Genomic DNA, 17,191 nt, shown 5'->3' with positions numbered 1-17,191 from the left:
GCAGGAAGCACATGGAAACTCGGGCAATAGATTGGTGGGTCGGCATATTCGTACTGCTGGGCATTGCAGCGTTGGTGGTGCTGGCATTACGGGTAGGGAATCTTTCCGGCTTTGCCTATGATAGTGGTTATGTGCTGCATGCCGATTTTAGCAATGTCGGGAGTCTCAAGACTCGCAGTCCGGTCAAGATCGGTGGCGTCACCGTTGGTGAAGTCACTCATATCGGTATGAATCCGAAAACCTATATGGCCAATGTGACCATGCGCATCGAACCGTCCATCAAGCTGCCGATTGATACGGGAGCCTCGATTTATACGCAGGGACTGCTGGGTGAACAGTATATTGCCATTCAGCCGGGTGGCATGCCGCAGAACCTCAAGCCCGGTGCTACCATCACCATGACTCAGGGGGCCGTTAACATTGATCAGATGATTGGTCAGATGGTGTTCAGCAAGGCTGCAGGAAGCAGCAAGTCTTCAGGAAGTCAATAAGGAGAAATTTTGATGCGTCAGATCACCTGGATTGCGCTGTTATGTTTGATTTTCGCCTGGACTGTGCCGGCCAGTGCTACGGATGCTCCCAACGCCCAGGGTGCCGTCACCGTGGTCCATGAACTCACCAATAACGTCTTGAAAGTGCTGCGCGCCAACAAGGGTAAACCCATCACCCCGGCTGTCAAAAAGCAGGTGGCTGATATTGTGTTGCCACATATGGACTTCACTACTATGTCCCAATATGTCATGGCGCAGTACTGGCGGCAGATGAATCCCGCGCAGCAGAAAGAGTTTGTAGTCCTTTTCAAGGATCTGCTGGTGCGTACCTACAGTAATGCGCTGAATCATTATCATGGTCAGACGGTAAAAATCACGGGTAGCCAGCAGGTTTCCCAAGACCCGCCCGTAGCCCAGGTCAACATGGTTATCCGCCAAGCTGATGGTGGTCCAGATATTCCGGTTATTTATGCCCTGCTCTACACCGATCATACCTGGCGGATATATAACACCTACATTGATGGTGTGAGTATGGTTCTTAATTATCGACAGAGTTTCGGGCAGATAGCTTCCAGTCGCGGAATCCCCGCCTTGCTCCAGCAAATGACCGAGAAAGATGCGACTGAAAAAAGTTCTGGGAAGCAGCCCGCTTGAGTCTGGGAGCCAGCTGGCAGCGCCGTGAAGTCGGCGGACAGACCCAGCTCTTCTTGCTGGGCGACTGGCGGGTTGCGCATCTGGACGGACTGCTCAAACGCTTTGACTGGAGCAGGGAAAGTCAGAGCTGTGCGGTGATTGCCCTGAATGAGCTTGAGGCCGGAGACAGTGCCACCCTCGCCCTGCTCATGGAATGGACACAGGTCCAGGCGTCCAGAGGGATGACGTTGCAAATTCGCGGGATATCGCAGCCCTTGCAGGAACTGGTGGCGCTTTATCGTTTACAGGACATGCTGCACATTGACCATGACTGATTGCCCCGCCATTCACATTCAGGGTTTACGTAAAGCCTATCAGAGCGGACATCTGGCGCTGACCGGTGTGGATCTGGATATTCACGCCGGTGAGTTTTTCGGTTTGCTGGGCCCCAATGGGGCGGGTAAGTCATCTCTCATTAATATTCTTGCCGGTGTGGTTCGCCGCTCCAGTGGCGTAGCGGAAATTTTCGGGTTCGATGTCGAAAGAGATTTTCGCCGAACCCGGCAATTGCTGGGGGTGGTTCCCCAAGAGCTGGCTTATGATCCCTTTTTTACCGTGCGTGAGTTTTTGCATATGCAATCCGGTTATTTTGGCCTGCGCCATAATGATGACTGGATTGATGAGCTCATGGCAGAGCTGGATCTGGCAGACAAGGCTAATGCTAATCTGCGGAATTTATCCGGGGGCATGAAACGGCGGGTGCTGATTGCCCAGGCCCTGGTACATCGGCCGCCGGTAGTGGTACTGGACGAGCCGACTGCAGGCGTGGATGTAGAGTTACGCCAGGGACTCTGGCAGTTCATACGGCGCTACAATGCCGAAGGCCGAACGGTCATTTTGACCACCCATTATCTGGAAGAAGCCGAGGAGTTGTGCGAACGGATTGCCATCCTGCAACAGGGAAAAATTGTCGCCCTCGACAGAAAAGAGAATTTATTGAGTGCGGCAAGCTGGCGAATCCTGAAAGTGACTTTTGATCATGACCCCGGAGAACTGGGTCCAGCGCTGGAGGATTTGCTGACCGGGGCTAGTGAAAATATCCGGGTATTTCGCATTGATGCACAACGCAATCCTCTGGGTGCAGTCCTCGCCCAGTTGCAGCAGTTGCCTGCGCAAATTCTCGATCTGCATTTGCAGGAACCACGTCTGGAGGATGCCTTTACTGACATCCTTGGACAGATGCGCTGAAAGGCTCTGCTTCAGTGCGCCTGGATCTGTTCCTGAAAATGTCGCGGCTCATCAAACGCCGCAGTCTCGCCAAGGAAATCTGTGATGCCGGTTGTGTGCAAATCAATGGTCGGATTGCCAAGGCCGGGGCAGAAGTAAAACCAGAAGATGTGCTGACCGTGGATATTCGTGACCGTTTGCTGCGGGCGCGGATATTGCGCTTGCCTCAGCGGGTGGAAGGACCCGAGGGGATCGTGGAAATGATGCCAGAGGAATCCGGGTTATGAATACATTGCCGCGTTTGTTGGTGACCGTTGGCGAACCTGCCGGAATTGGTCCGGATATTTGTCTGCAGTTGGCTACTCATCCCCTGCCGGCAGCCGTCATTCTGCTGGGGGATCTGCATTGCCTGCGCAGCCGGGCGATGATATTGGGGTTGCCGGTACGACTGGAACCCTGGCAGGAAGGGGATCCATGGCCTGAGCTTGAGCCCGATGTTCTGCGCGTGCTGGATATACCCCTGCTGCACAGCTGCCAGCCGGGACATCTGGATCCTGCCAATGCTCCGGCGGTGTTGCGCAGTTTGGACAAAGCCCTGGATTTACTGCGCGTGGGGATGGCGGACGCTCTGATCACTGCGCCCGTGCATAAGGGCATCATCAATGACGCGGGTATTCCCTTTACGGGACATACCGAATACCTCGCTGCATCCTGTGGGCAAAACGAAGTGGTGATGCTCCTGGCCGGACGCGGCTTGCGGGTTGCTCTGGCCACCACCCATCTGCCTCTGGCCGCAGTGCCAAGCGCTATTACCCGGGGTGGTCTGGAACGGACCCTGCGGATTTTGCAGGCTGCCCTGATTCAGGATTTTGCGCTGGCCGCGCCCCGTATCATGGTCGCGGGTTTAAATCCTCACGCCGGTGAGGGTGGGCATCTGGGACACGAAGAAACTGACATCATTATCCCGGTTATTCATGCCCTGCAACAGGAAGGTATGCGGGTTTCGGGCCCCTGGCCGGCAGATACCCTGTTCACGCCGCGCTTGCTGGAGGACGCCGACGCGGTTCTGGCCATGTATCATGATCAGGGGTTGCCGGTGCTTAAATATCATGCGTTCGGTGAGGCCGTGAATATTACCCTGGGTTTACCTATTGTGCGCACCAGTGTAGACCACGGTACGGCCCTGGATGTGGCGGGCACGGGGCGGGCGCAAGGAGAAAGTCTCCTCCATGCACTTGATGTTGCAACAGAAATTGTCCGTAACCGGCATATGAACCTGCTCTGATGGAGAAGCTGGTTCAGGTCGAGAGCGACAGTCGCTCAGCCTATCCGGCTGCGCCCTTCGGGCACTTGAGCCAGCAGGAACTCCATCTGATCGGCGAGAATACGGCGATTGCTGAGCAACAGATATTCCGCCCAGGTCGGCGTAAAAGGTACCGCCAACAAGGGCATGTGCGCCTCGTCCGGAGTTCGATCGTCCTTACGGCTGTTACAACTGCGGCAGGCGGTCACCACATTCGTCCAGATATCCCGGCCCTTGCGAGAAATGGGGATAATATGATCACGGGTCAATTCGCGCACCGGATAATGTTTGCCGCAGTACATGCAGAGATGATGATCGCGGTGAAACAGGGTTTGATTGGACAGGGCAGGAGGCCTGATTTTGCCAAGATGCCGACCGCGCACGGCAATGACCGGATGAATGTCAAGCTGGGAATGGATGCCACTGCGCCGGCATACTCCACCGTGAGCAGTGAAAAAAGGATTCCCGAGGGTCCAGGCCACATTACCCCGGACATAATGGGCGGCGGCTTCTTCCCAGGTTTCCCAGGCCATGGGACGACCACCGACGTCAAGACGAAGCACGAGGTGCATGGACTTTCCGTTTCGCATCGCCTGCTAGAGGCGTCACCCAAATATAGCATGAAGCGAGGTTGAGAATGCAAGTGGGGGCCTTGCCGGCAGCCAAAAAACGTTTTGGACAGAATTTTCTGGTGCAACCCTATATTGTGGAGCGCATCATGGATGCCATTCGCCCGGATCGGCAGGACGTTCTGCTGGAAATCGGGCCGGGGCCTGGAGCGTTGACCCAAAAGCTGCTCCAGGTTCTGGATCATCTGACCGTGATTGAGCTGGATCGGGACATGATCCCCGGCCTTGAAGCGCTGGCGGCCCCCGGGCAAATGACGATCCTGCAGGCCGATGCCCTGAAGGTGGATTTTGCGCGTCTGGGTGACAGCGACAAGTCGCTGCGGGTGGTGGGTAATCTTCCCTACAACGTCGCGACCCCCATTATTTTTCATATTCTGGAGTCGGTAGAGCGGGTTCAGGACATGCACTTCATGTTGCAAAAGGAGGTCGTCGAACGCATGGTGGCGGCCCCCGGGAGCAAAACCTATGGACGACTATCGGTGATGATTCAGGCCTGGTGTGAAGTGGAGTCCCTCTTCACGGTGGGTCCCGGGAATTTTTTTCCGGCGCCCAAGGTGGATTCAGCCTTCATGCGTTTGCTACCCTGTAAGCCGGTTTTGCTGACCGATGGTCTGCGCCCGGCTTTTGCCCGGATTGTCACCAGCAGTTTTGCGCAGCGCCGCAAGACCATCGCCAATAATTTACGCGGCATTTTCAGTGCGGAGCAGTTGCAGAGCTTGGACATTGATCCGTCCTGTCGTGCAGAAACACTGGATCAGGCTGCCTTTTTTCGCCTCGCCGAGGCTTTTGCTGAACAAGGATCCCAACAATGAATCATGTGGAAGTGGTTGAAAAACTGTTTATGGAACTGGAATGGGAAGCCAAAATGCTTCCGGATTATCCGGTCATGACCTGTGCACTGCAGGTACCCAATGGCACCCTGGATATTTTCTGTCATGTTCATGCAGATCGTGAGCGCATCCTGTTTTATTTGCGTCCACAGAATCTGGATATTACGGCGAACAAGCGATTGGCGGTGGCCGAATTTGTGACCCGTGCCAACTATGGTCTGTCTCTGGGTAATTTCGAGCTGGATATGGAAGATGGTGAAATCAATTTCAAGACGATTTTGCAGGCACCGGCAGCCGTATTATCTACGGCCTTGTTGCGTCCCTACCTGTTGTTGGGTGTGGAAACCATAAACCATTACCTGCCTGGGTTGGACAAGGTACTGGCCGGTCAGGAAACTCCCGCTGCAGCCATCAAGGCACTGGAGACTGGGACAGCGGTGCATTAGTTGCTGCACCGATGATGCCGTTGCCAATCAGCAAAGGGGTGATGCCCATGCCACGAATTTTGGCGAGAGTGGGTTGGGCATCGGCCAAAGAATCAAACGTTTGGGTTTGCAGGCGATAAAGCGTGTTACTGCCATTGCCATCCACTTTGGTCATGCTGGTGCTGACGCCCAGTAGCGCCAGGCGGTCGCGGAGCACGACGGCGGCAGCCCGATTCGTAAATGCTCCCACCTGAATGGTTACCGGCTGATGTACGGCCACGGCAGCAGTGCTGTTGGTGCTTGCGGAAGGAATACCCGGACCACTGCCGAGAATGTCCGCCGGTATATCAACATGCATTTTTGGCAGGATCTGATAAAAGTTGAAATCCACGCCGCTGCGTGTGGAAGCGGCAGCGGCAGTTGACTGGGTGCTGGCTGCTGTCCCGTGTTTGCTGGTGCTGGAGACAGGAGCAGCGGAGGACGCGATGGCCGTAGCCAATGCCACGGAACTGGCACTGGATGATTTGCCCCCTGTTGCAGGCTTGGCATTACTGCTGGCTGATGCGGCGGCGGCAGTGCTTCCTGAATTTTTCGACAGGAGCCCCAGTTTGCCGGTGTTGATGGGTAATTGCGCGATCCACCACCACACCAGGGCGCTGAGCAGCAGAATGATAATGAGCAATATCCAGGGCCAGAGTCTGAGGCCTCGATCTTCGGCAGAATGCAGTGCTTCCTGCTCTTCCTCCAGTTCGGGTTCGGGCTCCCTCGGCCTCCGGGGCTGAGGCGCCGGGCGCTGCTCTCCGGAAGGTGGGCGGCTGGTCTGGTTCTTATAATCACGCATGACGGTTTACATCTGCTCCGGTGCCGAGACCCCAAGCAGTTTCAAGCCATTGGCAATGGTCTGGGCGACCCCTTTGCAAAGTGTCAGGCGGGCATGGCGCAGGGGTGTTTCCTCCACCAGAATCTTGGTGGAGTTGTAATAAGTGTGAAAAGCGGCGGCCAGCTCGCGCAGATAGAAAGCAATCTGATGCGGTTCCCGATCCCGGGCGGCGTTGTGCACGACTTCCGGAAAACGCCATAGTGCATCGGCCAGAGCCAGCTCGCGGGAATCTTGCAGACAATCCAGTGCACTCTCATTATCGGCAGGAAGACTCAAGCCTTTTTCTGTAGCCTGGCGGAGCATGGAGTAAACCCGGGCATGGGCATACTGGATATAAAATACCGGATTTTCTTCTGAGTGCTTTTTGGCCAGATCCAGATCAAAGTCGAGGTGCTGGTCAGCGCGGCGCAGCACATAAAAAAAGCGGGCGGCATCATTACCAACTTCTTCGCGCAGTTCGCGCAGGGTGACAAATTCTCCGGCACGGGTGGACATGGATACCTTTTCCGCACCACGATACAGAATGGCAAACTGGACCAGTACGACTTCCAGCTTTTCGTCGTCCAGTCCCAGTGCTTTGAGCGCTGCCTTGACGCGAGGAACGTAGCCGTGATGATCGGCACCCCACATATCCAAAACATGAGTGAAACCACGGGCAAATTTCTCGGCATGGTAAGCCACATCCGAGGCAAAGTAGGTGTACGCACCGTTTTCCCGACGCAGAACCCGGTCCTTGTCATCGCCAAATGCGGTTGACCGGAACCAGAGCGCGCCATCCTGAATGTAGCAATGTCCCGCAGCTTCCAGTTCGGCTGTCGCCCGGTCTACGGCTCCGGAATCGACCAGTTGTCGTTCTGAATACCAGCGTTCGTAATGCACGCCGAATTGTTCCAGATCATTGCGGATGTCGTTCAGGATTTCATCCAGCCCGGCACTGTGCAACACGCGGTAATCGTTCCCCAGACTTTGCTTGAGGTGGGCGATCAGTGTGTCCACAGCCGCATCGGCGTCTTCCATGGCAGGCAGGTTGGGGATGCCGGCTGCGGCATGCTCCAGGCGATCACCGCATTGCGTGCGTAGTTGTGCCGCAATTTCGCGCACATAAGCGCCGCGATAACTGTTGTCAGGAAAGGGCCAGGGGAGCAGTCCGGCCGCTTCGAGGTAACGCATATAAACACTGGCGGCCAGAATATCCATCTGCCGACCGGCATCATTCACGTAATATTCACAGAAAATATCATACCCATTGAAGCGCAAAATATTGGCCAGGCTCGCACCGTACGCAGCACCACGACCGTGCCCCACATGAAGCGGACCGGTGGGATTGGCCGAAACAAATTCCAGCTGCAGCTTTTGCTGCTCGCCCCGTTGGTTGGACCCGAACTGGTTTTGTTCGGTCTGGATTTTTTCGATGACCGCATGAAAAGCGGCAGGGCTCAGGAAAAAATTGATAAAACCCGGCCCGGCAATTTCCGTACGCACTATCCACGGGCTGGCGGGCAATGCCGCAATAATGGCGTCGGCCAGTTCACGGGGTTTACGCCCCGCCTTTTTGGCGAGAAGCAGGGCGATATTGCTGGCCAGATGGCCGTGCTCCACCTGCTTGGGACGATCCAGTTCGAGCTGAGCCGGAACCTCCGGGATGACGCCCTGCAGTAGCAGGGCATTGAGGGCCTCTTGCAGGGGCTGGAGAACAAATGCTTTCACGGGGCTACCTTATCCAGTCAATTTTTGCTTTAGTGTAACTGATGTGGACGCTTTGCGGCAGGGGTTGTTGTATGTTTGTCACGGAGCGCATTCTGATAGACTAGGAACAATCCTGGAAACGGCAGTGGGTCTGGTCTAGGGGCTTTTTGCTCCAACGTCCCTTGCCTGTTGTTCTAAGGCTCATCCTGCTGTCAGGAGAGAACTCGCCCTACGGGCTCAAACAGCTCTCCTGACGGGCGCAGGATTTCACCAAGAACAACAACGGCGCGGGCCAAAGTCGCTGCAAAGCCCCCAGACCAGACCCACTGCCGTTTCCAGGACAAACACCCTAACCTGGGCAAAAAAATCGATGGAGAAACCGAATATGCATGATTATCTGGGGGCTTTCTGGCGATGGTTTACCACGCCATGGCATTTGCCGGGCAATATTCTTATTGAACCCCTGGGTATTGTCGAATTTGTGCTGATCCTGTTTTTCCTCTGGTGGGGCGCTATATGGCTGAGAAGGCTGATACGAAAAACCCTGTCCCGAAGCTTGGGTACGGCGACGGCTTATGCAATCTCAAGGTTGACCTACTATATCGTCATTGCTCTGGGTATTTTGATTGCCCTGCAAACGGTGGGCGTCAATCTCAGCAGTCTGAGTATTCTCGGTGGCGTAGTCGGTGTCGGTTTGGGCTTTGGTCTGCAGAATATTTTCAGCAATTTTGCCTCTGGTCTGATTCTGCTTTTTGAACACAGTATCAAGGTCGGAGATTATATTCAGATCAAGGAAAATGGCCTGCACGGTGAAGTCAAAAAACTCAGCGTGCGTTATACCCAGATAATGACGAACGACCATGTGGATGTTTTGGTCCCTAATTCCCAGTTTGTGAATGGGGAAGTGATTAACTGGAGTCTGGATGATCCGGTCATGCGTATTCACGTTCCTTTTCGGGTTCCCTACGGGACTGACCGGGAAAAACTTCGCGAATTGGTGGTGAATACTGCCTTGGCGCATCCCTTATGTACGCCAAACAAGCAGTACCCACCTTCACTCTGGCTCAACGCTTTTGGTGAAGCAGGATATGATTGCGAGATGATTGTTTGGGTAGAGCGTGACGGATTGATGCGCCCTGGCAGCACCCATGCGGCTTTTAACTGGGCTTTGGCGGATGCCCTTGAAAATGCCGGTATAGAAATTCCCCGCCCGCGTCAGGAAGTGGTTCTGGCGCCGTCGGCGGCTTCGGCTTTTGCCGAAGCCGCAAAACCGGTTTCCTCTTCTTCCTCTTCCACATAGTTTTGCGGGCCGCTGGCTTTGTTCATGCGGCTCGGGGGGATGATGAAAAAATAGGCTATCAAGGCGGCGGCCAGGCAAATCCACATGGACAGTCGCAACAGGTTGTCGATACTGAGGGTGTCGGCTTTGACCATGATCATGCTGTGCAACATGGCGGCTGAAAAATCCTGGTGGCTCTGGAAGCGGCTGATCTGCCCCCGAAAATGATCGGCAGCCATGGCGCTGTAACGGGTCCAATAGACACTCAGCAGGCTGACGCCGATATTTGCACTGAATACCCGGATGAAGTTGCTGGTCGTTGCCGCTGAAGGGATTTCTTCGCTATCCAGACCCGAAAGAATGATGAGGGTCAGGGGCACAAAGAGCATGCCGACGCCGATGCCGATCAGGAGGATGGGTATAAAAAGGTCAGACAGACTGCTGATGGGGCTGAGATAGGCATTGCCATAGGCAAAGGCAAAAATGCTGAAACACAAGGCAGCCAGACGACGCAAGCCCAGCAGACCCCGGAGGCGATCCATCTGGGTGGACAGGGGGATCGCCCCCAGCCCAATGGGGAAAAGAACGAGGCTGGCCCAGAAGCCGTTGAAGCCCAGATCTTCTTCCGCCCAAAGCGGTAAAATGGAAGCCCAGCCCATGAACATGGCCCATCCCAGGCAGAGTAACAAAAGCCCCAACCAGTAATTGCGCCGCTTCAGAAAATGGATTTCCAGCAGGGGATGGGCTGTTTCGCTTTCGCGCCAGGCAAATAGCAAAAAACAAGCCAGAGCAATCAGGGTCATTTTCAGAATAAACGCAGAGTGCCACCAGCCATATTCTTCGCCCTGATCGAGTACGATTTGCAGACTCATCAGCCCGGCGTAGAGCAGGCCGAATCCCCAGCCGTCAAAGGGTGGCATGTTTTTTCGACCCTGATCTTTGGGGATACCACTGCTACCGAGCAGTAATGCCAGTATCCAGAAAGGCAGGGAAAGCAGAAAAATACTGCGATAACCGAGGTCTGTAGCCAAAAAACCGCCCAGGGCCGGCCCGAAAAAAAAGGGAACCAGCATGGCATTACTCCAGAAAATGGTGACGAGGCCATGCTGTCGTTCGGGACTATGGCGCAGAAACAGACTTTGGCTCAGGGGGACCAGCAATCCGGCGGCAATCCCTTCGAGGGCACGGGAAAGCAGCATGATCCAGAGATTACTGGTGGTGGCGCTGATGATGGTGCCGATGCCGGCGACCATAACGGCCATCTGGAATACGCGCCGCATGCCAAAACGCTGGGTGGTCCAGGGCATGAGGGTAATACCCAGGGACCAGTGTACGATGAAGTAGGTGAGGGTCCACAGGGCGTGATCGTTACTGGTGGAAAGGCCGCCTGCCACATAAGGAAAAATACCCTGCACCGAGGCGCCATCAAAAGAACCCATGCCCAAAGCCAATGCTACGCCTGCAAAAAGTGGCCAGGTTCTGGACAATGGCTGGATACGCTCCATCGGGTGTCTCCCATCAAATTTGCCCTACTGTAGCGCTGTCACTAATATAGAACTAATAGATTGATTTGTACGCATTCATCGGAAAATCCTATTGAAAATACATGCAGAAGAATTGTTGACCTTTTTGGCCGTTGCCGAAGCCGAAGGGGTAGGACGTGGGGCCCGAATGTTGCAGCGCAGTCAGCCTGCTGTTTCCGAGCGCCTGCGGGCCCTGCAGCTGAGTTTGGGAGAACCGCTTTATCAACGCAGTGGTCGCGGTATCAAGCTGACGGCAGCGGGTGAGTCCCTGTTGCCCTATGCGCGTCGCCTGCGCGAAAGCCTGGAGGAGGTGGAAAGCTGGTCGGCGCGACGCCAGAACCTGCAGGAAGGCAGTTTACGCATTGCGGCCACCAATACGGTCGCCAACTATTTTTTAATGGAACATCTGGCCCGTTTCCGCAGTGCTTACCCGAGTATCCAGTTGCAATTGAAAACGGGTCCTTTGCCGGATGCCCTTTCTTTGGGTAGTTGGGATTTGCTGTTTACCGAAGAACAAATTGCTGCAGATCATTTGCCCCAACATATGGAGCAGGAGGCCTGGCGGGAAGACGAACTGGTGGCCATTCTGCCCTGGGATCATCCCTGGGTGCAGGAAGGACGACAATCGGCGCGCTGGGAGGAAATTCTGCAACAACCTATTGTCTGGAGAGAAGCCCATTCAGGAATCCGGCGCCGCGTGGAGGCCGCCATTGCCCATGCCGGATTGTGTGCCCGTTACAGCGTGGAGGTGACGGGCGTCGAAGCCCTACGCGACGCGGTCGCGGCGGGATTGGGTATTGGCTTTGCCTCGGTGGAGGCTCTGGACAAGGTCCGCTGGCCTTTGGCCTCCCTGCGCCTGGAACCGCCGCGCGGGTTATTCTGGACACTGTTTCTGATTCGCCCGCAGAGGGATTTTCAGTCGCGGGCGGTGCGGGTGTTTTTACAGTTGCTGTTCAGCCATTAAAAGTCATCAGGAAAACACCGGAGCCCCCCGCAGGGTGTTCCAGCCAGATCAGCGGCAAATCGGGTCTTTGTTCGCTGAGCGCTACTTCTGCATCGCCGGTTTCCACAATCAATACCCCGCCTGCTTCCAGGTGCCGGGGAGCCTGTTCCAGCAGGGGCAGGAGACAGTCCAGTCCATCCGTGCCAGCGGCAAGGGCCAGGCGTGGCTCATGGGTGTATTCCGGGGGTAACTCGGCCATAGCTGCGGCATCCACATAGGGGGGGTTGCTGATAACCAGATCGTAACGTTGGCCCTGCAAAGCCGAGAATAAATCTGACTGATATAAATGTACCTGATCTTCCAGCCCGTATTTCTGGACATTGCTGCGCGCCACGTTCAGGGCCTCTAGAGAAATATCTACAGCATCTATTTCAGCATAGGGAAAACGTAGGGCCAGGGTAATGGCCATGCACCCGGAACCGGTACCGATTTCGAGAATACGCTGGATGCGCGATTCTTCCACCCAGGGCGCAAAGCCCTCTTCAATAAAGGGCTCAATGAGGCTGCGGGGGATCAATACCCGCTCATCCACCATAAAGCGCAGCCCGGCGAACCAGGCTTCTCCAGTAATATAGGCCGCCGGCCTGCGGAGAATTTCACGCGCATAAAAGTGTTGCAATACCCGGCGCTTTTCCTCCGGCAGCAGCCGGGCACCTGAAAAGTCCGCAAGATCTTCGGGTTCCAGGTGCAGGGCGCGCGCCAGGATCAGATCGGCTTCGGCGCGGGGGTTTTGCTGCCCCTGACTGAAATCCAGATCGGCGGCAGCAAAGCGGCTGCTGCCCCAGCGCCGCAAGTCTGCCACGGTGAACAGCTCATTTTCGGCAAGTTGTACATACTTTTCGAGGCGCATCAAATAATCTCCAGCCAGACGGGACAATGATCAGAACCCATGACTTCCGTAGCGATACCCGCAGCGCGCAGGCGCGGCAGAAGGCTCTGGTGTACCCAGAAATAATCGAGGCGCCAGCCAATGTCGCGACTGCGGGCATCAGTGCGTTGGCTCCACCAGGAGTAACGGGCCTCATCAGGATGAAAATGACGAAAACTATCCACCCAACCAGCCTGTTGCCATTGGTCCATGCAGGCTCTCTCCTCGGGAAGAAAGCCGGAAATGCGCTGATTTTCCTTGGGGCGGGCGAGGTCGATGGGCTGATGCGCCGTGTTCACGTCCCCGCAAAAAATCACCGGGCGGCCTGCCGCCGCTTTCTGGTTGATATGCGCCAGAAAGGCGGCATAAAAATCCAGCTTGAAGGCCAGTCGTTCGCTATCTTTTTTGCCGTTGGGAAAATAAACGTTGTACAAATCAAAATCGCCGCAATCGGTGACAACCACCCGGCCTTCGCGGTCAAAACGCTCTATGCCCAAGCCCGCATGAGAAGTTTGTCCGGGAATTTTGGTGAAAGTGGCGACGCCGCTGTAACCGGCCCGTTCGGCCACGGCCCAGCAGCTGCCATATCCTTCCAGGCGACTTTCCGCAGCGGTCAGTTTTGCAGGATCCGCCTTGGTTTCCTGAGTGCAGAGCAAATCGGGGCCGGTCTCTTTCACCCAGTCCCGCAAACCTTTGCGGTAGGCTGCCCGCCAGCCGTTCACATTCCAACTATAAAGACGCAATGTCCGTTTCCTTCAGCGCATGACCCGTACAGCCAGAAAATCACTGTCGGCAATCACTTTTTCCAGAATTTTGCGGCCACTGTCACCGGCTGTCCCGGCAGTAGCCAACAGGGCCAGACCTTCACGCGCTGCAGTGGGGCTGATGACGCCATGACGCAGGGCCAGTTGATAGAGGACGGCGACACTGATTTCTGCGCCGGGCGTTTTGACCAGCTCCTGCTGTAGCTGCGCGGAGGGGCCGCCATAAAGCAGCAGCTTTTGAATATGATCGATATTGGGAAGAGTTTCTTTGTCCATCCGCTTAACCTTTTTCTGCGTGATTGAGATGAATCATTTTTTATGACCGGCTTTTTCAGGGGCGGCCCAGCCGCTGCAACGCAGAGACCAGAATCCTCCAGATTGCGGGTCGGCCAGTAGAGGACCAAGTTCGGTAAGGCCGGCGCTGAGGGCTTCCTTGACGCCCCAAGGCGCATTGATCAGCAATAACCCGCTACCGGCCAGGGCTTCGCGACCTTCTTCCGGCCGTTGTGTCAGTTCAAATACCTGCGCCGCAATTTTGCCGCGTATGGCTTGCCAGAACCGCGTGATCGTACCCCGTATTTTTATGGGATACCAGATGAGATAGGTTCCCTGCGGCCAGCGTTGATAGGCACGCAGTATGGTATCGGCGAGCATTTCCCATTCGTCCCGGCGCTCAAAGGGCGGATCAATCAACACCAGACCGCGTTTTTCCTGCGGAGGAATATGGGCGAAAAGGGCGCGATATCCGTCTTCGTTCAAAATACTGGTGTGCGGTCTTTTACCCATATTCGCCCGTAGCTGCGTGGCAATTTCCGCCTCTGTTTCACATAAAATCATCCTGTCTTCCGGCCTGAGCAGTTCTGCGGCCAGCCGGGCCGAGCCGGGATAGTACTGCAGTTGTTTGTCGTGATTGATCTGCTGTATACGTTTGAGCCATTCTCCGGATTGGGGCAGGCTGCGCCGATCTGCCCAGAGGCGCGTAATGCCGCCGAGATGTTCTCCGCTATTGCCCAGCGGGTAACTGCCCGCCCCGGCATGGGTGTCGATGTAGGCCAGGGGGGTGTCCTTGCGGGTCAAGGCTTCCAAAACAAGATAAAGCGCCAGATGTTTGATGCAATCTGCCGCATTACCGGCATGAAAATGATGTTGGTAGTTCATGATTCCTGGGCTTGGCTAGGGATGATAATTTAAGTCATGATAACAGAGTCAACGCCGGCCTACTCATAAGGAGAAAAAAGATGCGCCTGTTCGCTACCGAAACCAGCCCCTACGCCCGCAAGGTCCGTATAGTGTTATTGGAAAAAAATATCCCCTGCGAAGTGGAGTGGGTTAATCTGCGGACTCAGGATCACGCCGCTCTGGCCCACAATCCGCTCGGCAAAATCCCTGTACTGCTGCGCAATGATGGTTCAGCAGTTTATGATTCTGCGGTGATTGTTCAGTACCTGGAGGTGTTGCGCCCGGACCCGGCGATTATTCCCAAGGACCCGGAAGCGCGTATTGAAGCCCTGCGTGTGGAAGCACTGGCCAGCGGCATCATGGATACAACCATCGCCTGGGTTCTGGAGCAGCGTCACGCGGCTGATTGTCAGGATCTGAACATGTTGCAGCGCGCGCGCGGCAAGGTGACTACGGCGCTGGCCATGCTTCAGGAGGAAACCATGGCATGGAAAGACGTGGGGTCCGCGCCGGTATTGAATCTGTCACAAATTGCGACGGTAGCTGCAGTGGGTTATGTGGATCTGCGGGCTCCGGACTTTCTGGTCCAGTTTCCCGATTTGTTGGCCTGGATGCACAGTATGCGTTTACGGCCCAGTGTCAGTGCGACACTACCGCAGTAATGTCCATGAAAGTGGCCAGTTGGAATGTCAATTCACTGAAGGTGCGGCTTCCGCAAGTGCTGGAGTGGTTGCAGGAAAAATCTCCGGATGTGCTGTGTCTGCAGGAAACCAAGCTCAGCGATGAAAAATTTCCCGTTGCCGAACTGGCTGAAGCGGGTTATCACGCACTATATCATGGGCAGCCTACCTATAACGGCGTGGCGATACTCAGTCGCAGCGTGCCGGAAGATGGGCGCTGTGATTGGCCTGATGGAAGCGACGGTCAGGCGCGGCTTTGCGCCGGCACTTTCGCGGGTACCCGGGTGGTGAATGTGTATGTGCCCAACGGTCAGTCATTGGAAAGTGACAAATATCCCTACAAGCTGCAGTGGCTGGAGCGTTTGCGCGCGTTGATTGCAAAGGAATTGCAGCAGTGGCCCCGGCTGCTGCTCGTTGGAGATTTTAATATTGCCCCCGATGACCGGGATGTTTATGACCCGGTGGCCTGGGGTGAAGAGGTCCTGTGCTCACCCCCCGAACGGGCAGCCCTGACGGCCCTGCTGAATCTCGGGTTGCAGGATAGCTGGCGTCACCAGCATGGTGATCTTCAGGAATGGAGTTGGTGGGATTATCGGGCGGCAGGATTCCGCCGCAATCGCGGGTTGCGGATTGATTTGATTCTGGCCTCCAATGCCCTGATGACGAAGGTTCAGGATGTAGTCATCGATCGGAATGCACGGGCTGCTGAACGACCTTCAGATCACGCACCCGTTTTGATTCAACTTGAGGAGGTGTGATGATTGGTGTTCTGCTGGTCAATCTGGGTACGCCTGAAGCTCCTACAGCTTCTGCCGTGCGCCGTTATCTACGCGAGTTCCTCAGTGATCGGCGGGTGGTGGAATTGCCCCGGATTATCTGGTGGCCCATATTAAATGGTCCGATTCTGACTTTCCGTCCGGCGCGTTCGGCACGCAATTATGCCAGCATCTGGATGCCCGAAGGGTCCCCTTTGATGGTTTACAGTCAACGTCTTGCGGATGGCTTGCAGCAGTACTGTGATACCCATTTTTCCGGGCAGGTCCGCATAGCTCTGGCCATGCGCTATGGAAAACCGTCCTTACCGCAGAAAATGGCAGAATTGCGCCAATCGGGATGCGAAAAATTACTGGTGGTGCCGCTCTATCCCCAATATGCCGCAGCTACTACGGCTTCCATATTCGACAAGGTCGCCGATGTATTGCGCGGTATGCGCGATATTCCCGAATTGCGCATGCTCCGGGATTGGCATACCCATCCTGCCTATATTCATGCGCTGGCAGAAAGTGTCCGCCACTGGTGGCAGGAAAACGGTCGCGCTGAAAAGTTGCTGATTTCCTTTCATGGCCTGCCCCAGCGGTCTATTCAGTTGGGTGATCCATATCGTCAACAGTGCGAAGTCACCACGGCACTTCTGGTACAGGCGTTGGGCCTGAAGCAGGAGGAATGGGTTCAGACCTTCCAGAGTCGTTTTGGCGCGGCAAAATGGCTTGAGCCTTATACGGACAAAACCCTGGAGAATCTGGCCCGGCAGGGGGTTCGGGAAATAGATGCTCTCTGCCCCGGATTTTCGGCGGACTGTGTGGAGACTCTCCAGGAAATTGCGCTGGAGGGCAAAGAAACTTTTTTGAATGCTGGCGGGAAGACTTTGCGATATATTCCGGCACTTAATGACAATCCTTTGTGGATCAAAGCATTCAGCGAGATTCTTGCGCCTTCCTGGCAGTTTTGGGAGACCCCGGAAAATTTTGCCGTTTCTGCCCAGTCAAGCTAGAATTCTCACTGAAATCAGTC

Annotated in this window: 21 protein-coding genes; 13 read left to right on the top strand and 8 right to left on the bottom strand. The window is 55.4% G+C overall.

The features are described from left to right. Positions 1 to 11 precede the first annotated feature (11 nt). The 6 genes from mlaD to pdxA are packed head-to-tail and all read left to right on the top strand — an operon-like array spanning position 12 to position 3,636. Positions 12 to 491, top strand: a complete 480-nt coding sequence (gene mlaD / locus H7F08_RS00805) for an outer membrane lipid asymmetry maintenance protein MlaD (RefSeq protein WP_193639671.1) — start codon at positions 12 to 14, stop codon at positions 489 to 491. 12 nt (positions 492 to 503) lie between these two features. After that, a complete protein-coding gene (locus H7F08_RS00800) occupies positions 504 to 1,145 on the top strand; it encodes a phospholipid-binding protein MlaC (RefSeq protein ID WP_024893421.1) in 642 nt (213 codons plus the stop codon). Continuing rightward, on the top strand, positions 1,142 to 1,459 hold the full coding sequence (locus H7F08_RS00795) for a lipid asymmetry maintenance protein MlaB (RefSeq protein ID WP_010640588.1): 318 nt from the start codon (positions 1,142 to 1,144) through the stop codon (positions 1,457 to 1,459). Before H7F08_RS00800 ends, H7F08_RS00795 begins: the two co-directional genes overlap by 4 nt. Continuing rightward, on the top strand, positions 1,452 to 2,372 hold the full coding sequence (locus tag H7F08_RS00790) for an ABC transporter ATP-binding protein (RefSeq protein ID WP_075322056.1): 921 nt from the start codon (positions 1,452 to 1,454) through the stop codon (positions 2,370 to 2,372). The genes H7F08_RS00795 and H7F08_RS00790 overlap by 8 nt, the downstream gene beginning before the upstream one ends. Before the next feature lie 14 nt (positions 2,373 to 2,386). Next, a complete protein-coding gene (locus tag H7F08_RS00785; protein WP_010640584.1) occupies positions 2,387 to 2,638 on the top strand; it encodes a S4 domain-containing protein in 252 nt (83 codons plus the stop codon). After that, entirely contained in the window at positions 2,635 to 3,636 is a 1,002-nt protein-coding gene (pdxA, locus tag H7F08_RS00780; protein WP_193639670.1) for a 4-hydroxythreonine-4-phosphate dehydrogenase PdxA, read from the top strand. Before H7F08_RS00785 ends, pdxA begins: the two co-directional genes overlap by 4 nt. Positions 3,637 to 3,671: 35 nt before the next feature. On the opposite strand, the gene H7F08_RS00775 is transcribed toward pdxA, so the two are convergent. After that, entirely contained in the window at positions 3,672 to 4,226 is a 555-nt protein-coding gene (locus tag H7F08_RS00775; RefSeq protein WP_193639669.1) for an HNH endonuclease, read from the bottom strand. Positions 4,227 to 4,291: 65 nt separating this feature from the next. Here H7F08_RS00775 and rsmA point away from each other — a divergent pair, with 65 nt between their 5' ends. After that, positions 4,292 to 5,095 carry a 16S rRNA (adenine(1518)-N(6)/adenine(1519)-N(6))-dimethyltransferase RsmA gene (gene rsmA, locus H7F08_RS00770; protein WP_193639687.1) on the top strand — a complete coding sequence of 268 codons (804 nt, stop codon included), beginning with the start codon at positions 4,292 to 4,294 and terminating at the stop codon, positions 5,093 to 5,095. Continuing rightward, positions 5,092 to 5,559 carry a YbjN domain-containing protein gene (locus H7F08_RS00765; protein WP_010640577.1) on the top strand — a complete coding sequence of 156 codons (468 nt, stop codon included), beginning with the start codon at positions 5,092 to 5,094 and terminating at the stop codon, positions 5,557 to 5,559. The genes rsmA and H7F08_RS00765 overlap by 4 nt, the downstream gene beginning before the upstream one ends. Here the strand turns inward: H7F08_RS00765 and H7F08_RS00760 are convergent. Beyond that, positions 5,525 to 6,379 (bottom strand): SPOR domain-containing protein, encoded by an 855-nt coding sequence (locus tag H7F08_RS00760; protein ID WP_193639668.1) that lies wholly within the window; start codon positions 6,377 to 6,379, stop codon positions 5,525 to 5,527. The two genes, H7F08_RS00765 and H7F08_RS00760, sit on opposite strands and share 35 nt — an antisense overlap. Positions 6,380 to 6,385: 6 nt before the next feature. Further along, on the bottom strand, positions 6,386 to 8,125 hold the full coding sequence (argS, locus tag H7F08_RS00755) for an arginine--tRNA ligase (RefSeq protein WP_193639667.1): 1,740 nt from the start codon (positions 8,123 to 8,125) through the stop codon (positions 6,386 to 6,388). Positions 8,126 to 8,489: 364 nt separating this feature from the next. Here argS and H7F08_RS00750 point away from each other — a divergent pair, with 364 nt between their 5' ends. Then, positions 8,490 to 9,404 (top strand): mechanosensitive ion channel family protein, encoded by a 915-nt coding sequence (locus H7F08_RS00750; RefSeq protein ID WP_010640572.1) that lies wholly within the window; start codon positions 8,490 to 8,492, stop codon positions 9,402 to 9,404. Here the strand turns inward: H7F08_RS00750 and H7F08_RS00745 are convergent. Then, the gene (locus H7F08_RS00745; protein ID WP_193639666.1) at positions 9,320 to 10,888 is read right to left on the bottom strand and encodes an MFS transporter; all 1,569 of its coding nucleotides are present in this window, start codon (positions 10,886 to 10,888) and stop codon (positions 9,320 to 9,322) included. The genes H7F08_RS00750 and H7F08_RS00745 overlap by 85 nt on opposite strands. Positions 10,889 to 10,979: 91 nt before the next feature. On the opposite strand from H7F08_RS00745, the gene H7F08_RS00740 reads away from it, so the two are divergent. After that, positions 10,980 to 11,870: a LysR family transcriptional regulator gene (locus H7F08_RS00740; RefSeq protein WP_193639665.1), complete on the top strand. Its 891-nt coding sequence runs from the start codon at positions 10,980 to 10,982 to the stop codon at positions 11,868 to 11,870. On the opposite strand, the gene prmB is transcribed toward H7F08_RS00740, so the two are convergent. From prmB to H7F08_RS00720, 4 genes are read right to left on the bottom strand one after another with little or no spacing between them, the layout of a single operon-like run. Continuing rightward, on the bottom strand, positions 11,860 to 12,759 hold the full coding sequence (gene prmB / locus H7F08_RS00735; protein ID WP_024893411.1) for a 50S ribosomal protein L3 N(5)-glutamine methyltransferase: 900 nt from the start codon (positions 12,757 to 12,759) through the stop codon (positions 11,860 to 11,862). The genes H7F08_RS00740 and prmB overlap by 11 nt on opposite strands. Continuing rightward, positions 12,759 to 13,520, bottom strand: coding sequence for an exodeoxyribonuclease III (locus H7F08_RS00730; RefSeq protein WP_024893410.1), 762 nt, complete (start codon positions 13,518 to 13,520; stop codon positions 12,759 to 12,761). The genes prmB and H7F08_RS00730 overlap by 1 nt, the downstream gene beginning before the upstream one ends. A 12-nt stretch (positions 13,521 to 13,532) precedes the next feature. Then, the gene (locus H7F08_RS00725) at positions 13,533 to 13,817 is read right to left on the bottom strand and encodes a DUF2322 family protein (RefSeq protein ID WP_010640562.1); all 285 of its coding nucleotides are present in this window, start codon (positions 13,815 to 13,817) and stop codon (positions 13,533 to 13,535) included. Positions 13,818 to 13,850: 33 nt separating this feature from the next. After that, positions 13,851 to 14,699, bottom strand: coding sequence for a 23S rRNA (adenine(2030)-N(6))-methyltransferase RlmJ (locus tag H7F08_RS00720; RefSeq protein WP_024893409.1), 849 nt, complete (start codon positions 14,697 to 14,699; stop codon positions 13,851 to 13,853). Positions 14,700 to 14,779: 80 nt separating this feature from the next. Here H7F08_RS00720 and H7F08_RS00715 point away from each other — a divergent pair, with 80 nt between their 5' ends. The 3 genes from H7F08_RS00715 to hemH are packed head-to-tail and all read left to right on the top strand — an operon-like array spanning position 14,780 to position 17,171. Continuing rightward, positions 14,780 to 15,382 carry a glutathione S-transferase N-terminal domain-containing protein gene (locus H7F08_RS00715; RefSeq protein ID WP_024893408.1) on the top strand — a complete coding sequence of 201 codons (603 nt, stop codon included), beginning with the start codon at positions 14,780 to 14,782 and terminating at the stop codon, positions 15,380 to 15,382. Between the two features lie 5 nt (positions 15,383 to 15,387). Further along, on the top strand, positions 15,388 to 16,158 hold the full coding sequence (gene xth, locus H7F08_RS00710; RefSeq protein ID WP_024893407.1) for an exodeoxyribonuclease III: 771 nt from the start codon (positions 15,388 to 15,390) through the stop codon (positions 16,156 to 16,158). Then, entirely contained in the window at positions 16,158 to 17,171 is a 1,014-nt protein-coding gene (hemH, locus tag H7F08_RS00705; RefSeq protein WP_024893406.1) for a ferrochelatase, read from the top strand. Before xth ends, hemH begins: the two co-directional genes overlap by 1 nt. Positions 17,172 to 17,191 lie beyond the last annotated feature (20 nt).

It is taken from the genome of Acidithiobacillus sp. HP-11, from assembly GCF_015100075.1.
GTDB lineage: Bacteria > Pseudomonadota > Gammaproteobacteria > Acidithiobacillales > Acidithiobacillaceae > Acidithiobacillus > Acidithiobacillus thiooxidans.
The sequence above is the reverse complement of the archived record's forward strand: the minus strand, read 5'-3'. Positions and strand labels throughout refer to the sequence as shown.

What these genes read in the sequence shown, in the direction of transcription:
- mlaD (WP_193639671.1), top strand. Translation starts at nt 12, where the DNA reads ATGGAAACTCGGGCAATAGATTGGTGGGTCGGCATATTCGTACTGCTG.
- H7F08_RS00800 (WP_024893421.1), top strand. Translation starts at nt 504, where the DNA reads ATGCGTCAGATCACCTGGATTGCGCTGTTATGTTTGATTTTCGCCTGG.
- H7F08_RS00790 (WP_075322056.1), top strand. Translation starts at nt 1,452, where the DNA reads ATGACTGATTGCCCCGCCATTCACATTCAGGGTTTACGTAAAGCCTAT.
- pdxA (WP_193639670.1), top strand. Translation starts at nt 2,635, where the DNA reads ATGAATACATTGCCGCGTTTGTTGGTGACCGTTGGCGAACCTGCCGGA.
- H7F08_RS00775 (WP_193639669.1), bottom strand. Translation starts at nt 4,226, where the DNA reads ATGCACCTCGTGCTTCGTCTTGACGTCGGTGGTCGTCCCATGGCCTGG.
- rsmA (WP_193639687.1), top strand. Translation starts at nt 4,292, where the DNA reads ATGCAAGTGGGGGCCTTGCCGGCAGCCAAAAAACGTTTTGGACAGAAT.
- H7F08_RS00765 (WP_010640577.1), top strand. Translation starts at nt 5,092, where the DNA reads ATGAATCATGTGGAAGTGGTTGAAAAACTGTTTATGGAACTGGAATGG.
- H7F08_RS00760 (WP_193639668.1), bottom strand. Translation starts at nt 6,379, where the DNA reads ATGCGTGATTATAAGAACCAGACCAGCCGCCCACCTTCCGGAGAGCAG.
- H7F08_RS00750 (WP_010640572.1), top strand. Translation starts at nt 8,490, where the DNA reads ATGCATGATTATCTGGGGGCTTTCTGGCGATGGTTTACCACGCCATGG.
- H7F08_RS00745 (WP_193639666.1), bottom strand. Translation starts at nt 10,888, where the DNA reads ATGGAGCGTATCCAGCCATTGTCCAGAACCTGGCCACTTTTTGCAGGC.
- prmB (WP_024893411.1), bottom strand. Translation starts at nt 12,759, where the DNA reads ATGCGCCTCGAAAAGTATGTACAACTTGCCGAAAATGAGCTGTTCACC.
- H7F08_RS00725 (WP_010640562.1), bottom strand. Translation starts at nt 13,817, where the DNA reads ATGGACAAAGAAACTCTTCCCAATATCGATCATATTCAAAAGCTGCTG.
- H7F08_RS00720 (WP_024893409.1), bottom strand. Translation starts at nt 14,699, where the DNA reads ATGAACTACCAACATCATTTTCATGCCGGTAATGCGGCAGATTGCATC.
- H7F08_RS00715 (WP_024893408.1), top strand. Translation starts at nt 14,780, where the DNA reads ATGCGCCTGTTCGCTACCGAAACCAGCCCCTACGCCCGCAAGGTCCGT.
- xth (WP_024893407.1), top strand. Translation starts at nt 15,388, where the DNA reads ATGAAAGTGGCCAGTTGGAATGTCAATTCACTGAAGGTGCGGCTTCCG.
- hemH (WP_024893406.1), top strand. Translation starts at nt 16,158, where the DNA reads ATGATTGGTGTTCTGCTGGTCAATCTGGGTACGCCTGAAGCTCCTACA.